The following is a 4,071-nucleotide window of genomic DNA, read 5'->3' on the forward strand; positions in this document are numbered from 1 at the left end:
GAACCCCGCCGGTACCGGCGGACCCGCTGGTATTCCAGGAGTTCGCCGGCCCGGTCGAGCTGCACCTCGTACGAGGCGAGGAGGCTTGTGGTGTCCGGAATCCGGGGCACTTCCAGGACGTCCACGACCACGCACCAGCCGTCGTCGGAATGTCTGACTGCGGACACACCCTCTGCGGGGTGACCGATGAGCCCCTCCAGGCTCTGACAGGCAGCCTTCGCCGCATGTTCCGGGCCTCGCGCGGGTGCCGCGCGGCGGGCGGTCGCCGTCTTTGCTTTCGCGGCGCGTGTGCGACGTTCTTCTGCCATAAGGCCAGTCTGGCGAATCCGGCCAGTCACGCATCTTGAGCGATGCCATCAGTGCTCGCGGGGCTCCGCACCAGGGTGCCGGAGAGGCCTCGCGGCGCTTCGGCACCCTTCCGCGGGACAGCCCACGTCCACCCGCCCCGCACCCGGGGAGTCAATGCGTTTCGCATATGAGCCCCCTGGAATCCGGGACCGGCGGACGCAGCCCGGGTAAAGCTCCCGGTACACGCTCCCGAGTTGTGGACAGCATCGATCCCGGCAGCCAGGATGCGACTGCCGGGATCGGCGCGGAGTGGAAGCGGTGTTACTCCTTGATGGCGTCCTTGGCCTTCTCCTTGGCCTGGCGCAGGTCACCCTTGGTTTCGTCGGCGCGCCCCTCGGCCTTCATGGACTCGTTGCCGACAGCGCCTCCGACGACCTTCTTGACCTTGCCCTCGACCTGTTCGCCCTTGGCCTGAGCCTTCTCATCCGCAGCCACAACGACTCACATCCTTCCGTATTCGATGAACGCGACATCCCACGTCTGGCCAGAACCCCTGCCACTCAAACCCTCGACTGTTGCCTCACGGAAATTATCGTGACGCAGGGTGGCGTAATCCACACAGCAGGGTGGCGGAACCCGCGCATAGGATCGGCAGGAGTGAACGGTCCGGACCGGGGAAGTCGTTGGCTCGGAGGTTGATAACAATGGTTCCTGTTCTTCTCGTTCTTCTGCTCGCCCTGATCCTTTTCGGCGCTGGTTTCGCACTCAAGATCCTTTGGTGGATCGCCGCCATCGTGCTGATCGTATGGCTGCTGGGCTTCGTCATCCGCCCTGCGGCGGGCGGCGGCAAGCGTGGCCGCTGGTACCGCTGGTAGACAGCGTTCAGCAGATTGATACGGGCGGGGTCCCGACGTGACTACGACGTCGGGACCCCGCCCGCTTTCACGCTCCCGCGAAGAAGAGAAAGGCGACGAGCGATCGTCCAGCTTTCTCCGAACCAAGGATGTGTAAGAGGAGAACGACGGGGCACGCGATGTTCCGAGAGCGCGTCACCGAACACCGGGAGACGCCTTCTCGACTCAAGGCCGACGCTTTTGAGTGAACCATCATTCCAATGAGGGAGCCGTTATATGAGTGACAACATCTGGGGCTATCAGCCGACCACCGGTTACACCGCGGGCGCCGACCTGACGGGGTACAAGGTGGAAGCGACCGATGGAAGCATCGGCAAGGTCGACAAGCACTCGGACGATGTCAACTCCGCCTACCTCGTGGTCGATACCGGTGTCTGGATCTTCGGCAAGCACGTTCTGCTGCCGGCCGGCACCGTGCGCACCATTGATGAGGCCGAGCGGAAGATCTTTGTCGACCTCACCAAGGACCAGATCAAGGACTCGCCGGAGTTCGACAAGGACAAGCATGTCGGGGACGCGGGATACCACGAGCAGGTCGGCGGCTACTACCGGAGCCACCGCCGCTCCTGATCACACCGCACCACTTCACGACGTGGGGTCGGCCGGACTCGTTCCGGCCGACCCCACGTCGTCGCGCGCGAGCAGGCCCGTCCCGGCCCGGTCAGGCGGGATTCCGCCGTCTCGCGAGGCCGGAGGCCGCCAACCGCAGCCCCTCAGAACACCAGCACCCCCCGTGCCACCCGCCCGTGGTGGGCGTCGTCCGCCGCCTTGGCGAAGTCCTCCACCGGGTAGGTCTCGGTGACGAGTTCGTCCAGCAGCAGCCGGCCCTCCCGGTACAGGTCCGCGTACAGGGCGATGTCCCGCTGCGGGCGCGAGGAGCCGTAGCGGCAGCCCAGGATCGACTTGTCCAGGAACATCGACGAGACCAGGAACGACGCCTCGGCCGTCGCCGCGGGCACGCCCAGCAGGATCGCCTGGCCGTGCCGGTCCAGCAGGTCGATCGCGGTACGGATCAGCTCGGTGCGGCCCACGCACTCGAAGACGTGGTCGGCGCCGCTCGGCAGGATCTCCCGGACGCGCCCGGCCGAGGTCAGGAAGTGGGTGGCGCCGAACTGCCGGGCCACCGCCTCCTTCTCCGGGTTGGAGTCGACCGCCACGATGGTCAGCGCCCCGGCGATCCGCGCCCCCTGGATCACATTGAGCCCGATACCGCCGGTGCCGATCACGACGACGCTCTCGCCGCGGTCGACCCTGGCCCGGTTCAGTACGGCTCCGACTCCCGTCAGCACCCCGCAGCCGATCAGGGCCGCCGAGGTGAGCGGCAGGTCCGCGGGGATCTTCACCGCCTGCACGGCCTTGACCAGGGTCCGTTCGGCGAACGCCGAATTGGACGCGAACTGGTACAGCGGCTTCCCGTCCCGCGAGAACGGCTGCCCCGGCATCCCGATCGCCTTGCGGCACATCGTCGGCCGGCCCCGGTCGCACTGGGCGCACGCGCCGCAGCTGGCCAGCGTGGACAGCGACACATGGTCGCCGGGCGCCACATGGCTCACGCCCGCGCCGACCGCCTCGACCACACCCGCGCCCTCGTGCCCGAGCACCACCGGCAGCGGGAACGGTATCGTCCCGTCGATCACCGACAGATCGCTGTGGCAGAGGCCTGCCGCGGCCACCGCGACCAGCACCTCGCCGGGACCCGGATCACGTATCTCCAGATCGTCGACGACCTCGGTCCGCTTGCCGTCGAAGACGACGCCTCTCATCTCGGCTCCCTCGGTAGGCCGAGCACGCGCTCGGCGATGATGTTCCGCTGGATCTCGTCCGAGCCGCCGTAAATGGTGTCGGACCGGGTGAACAGGAACAGGCGCTGTACCTCGTCGAGTTCGTACGGTGAACCGGGCGACCAGTCCCGGGGGCCGACTGCTCCGGCCGCGCCCCTGATCTCCACGGCCAGTTCGCCCAGGCGCTTGTGCCAGCCGCCCCAGAGCAGTTTCGCGACGCTGGGCACGCCGGGGTCGGTGGTGGTGCCGAGGGTGCGCAGGGCGTTCCAGCGCATCGTCCTCAGCTCGGCCCACTGGCGGACGAGCCGTTCACGCAGGACCGGATCACCGGCGGCGCCGCTGTCGACGGCGGCCCGGACCACGCGGTCCAGTTCCGCGGCGAACCCGATCTGCTGGACGAGCGTGGAGACGCCGCGCTCCAGGGCCAGCAGGCCCATGGCGACGGCCCAGCCGTTGCCCTCGCCGCCGACCACCTCCTCGGCGTGCGCGCCGTCGAAGTAGACCTCGTTGAACTCGCTGGTCCCCGACATCTGCCGGATCGGCCGCACCTCGATCCGGCCCGGCTGGTCCATCGGTACCAGCAGGAACGACAGGCCGTGGTGGCGCCGCGAACCGGGCTCGGTGCGGGCCAGGACGAAGCACCAGTCGGCGTCCCGGGCGAGCGAGGTCCAGATCTTCTGGCCCGTTACGCGGTGCCCGCCGCGCTCCGGATCGCGTACGGCGGCCGTCCGCACCCCGGCGAGGTCGGATCCGGCGTCCGGCTCGCTGTACCCCTGGCACCACAGGGTCTCGCCGCGCGCGATGGGCGGCAGGAAGCGGCGCCGCTGCTCCTGGCTGCCGTACGCGATGAGGGTCGGAGCGAGCAGGTTCTCGCCGATGTGGCCGACCCGGGCGGGGGCGCGGAGGCGGGCGTACTCCTCGGCCCAGACGACCTGCTGGGTGAGGGTGGCCCGGCGGTTGCCGTGCGCCTCACCGCCGGCCGCCTCGCCGCCGCGCGCCTCACCGCTGTCCTCCCAGCCGAGGCCGATCCAGCCGCCGCGGCCCAGCGCGCGCTCCCAGCGCGAACCGGGCCGCGACGGCTGGATCGG

The 4,071-nt window shown here is 69.0% G+C and carries 6 protein-coding genes; 2 read left to right on the top strand and 4 right to left on the bottom strand.

Features of this window, described 5'->3' with window-relative positions; all coding sequences use genetic code 11:
* Together J1C73_RS34075 and J1C73_RS34080 are read right to left on the bottom strand one after the other, a co-directional pair.
* On the bottom strand, positions 1–308 hold a 308-nt coding region (locus J1C73_RS34075), incomplete at its 3' end, for a gas vesicle protein GvpO (RefSeq protein WP_207319739.1).
* Positions 309–609: 301 nt separating this feature from the next.
* Entirely contained in the window at positions 610–783 is a 174-nt protein-coding gene (locus tag J1C73_RS34080; protein WP_123460925.1) for a CsbD family protein, read from the bottom strand.
* Positions 784–992: 209 nt separating this feature from the next.
* Between J1C73_RS34080 and J1C73_RS34085 the strand changes: the two genes are divergently transcribed.
* Together J1C73_RS34085 and J1C73_RS34090 are read left to right on the top strand one after the other, a co-directional pair.
* The gene (locus J1C73_RS34085) at positions 993–1,163 is read left to right on the top strand and encodes a hydrophobic protein (protein ID WP_123460924.1); all 171 of its coding nucleotides are present in this window, start codon (positions 993–995) and stop codon (positions 1,161–1,163) included.
* Between the two features lie 255 nt (positions 1,164–1,418).
* Positions 1,419–1,772, top strand: a complete 354-nt coding sequence (locus J1C73_RS34090) for a PRC-barrel domain-containing protein (protein WP_123460923.1) — start codon at positions 1,419–1,421, stop codon at positions 1,770–1,772.
* Positions 1,773–1,915: 143 nt separating this feature from the next.
* Here J1C73_RS34090 and J1C73_RS34095 read toward each other — a convergent pair whose 3' ends face one another.
* Together J1C73_RS34095 and J1C73_RS34100 are read right to left on the bottom strand one after the other, a co-directional pair.
* Positions 1,916–2,965: a Zn-dependent alcohol dehydrogenase gene (locus J1C73_RS34095; protein WP_207319740.1), complete on the bottom strand. Its 1,050-nt coding sequence runs from the start codon at positions 2,963–2,965 to the stop codon at positions 1,916–1,918.
* Positions 2,962–4,068: an acyl-CoA dehydrogenase family protein gene (locus J1C73_RS34100; RefSeq protein ID WP_307797851.1), complete on the bottom strand. Its 1,107-nt coding sequence runs from the start codon at positions 4,066–4,068 to the stop codon at positions 2,962–2,964. The genes J1C73_RS34095 and J1C73_RS34100 overlap by 4 nt, the downstream gene beginning before the upstream one ends.
* Positions 4,069–4,071 lie beyond the last annotated feature (3 nt).

This window comes from Streptomyces laculatispora, assembly GCF_017353455.1.
Lineage (GTDB): Bacteria > Actinomycetota > Actinomycetes > Streptomycetales > Streptomycetaceae > Streptomyces > Streptomyces laculatispora.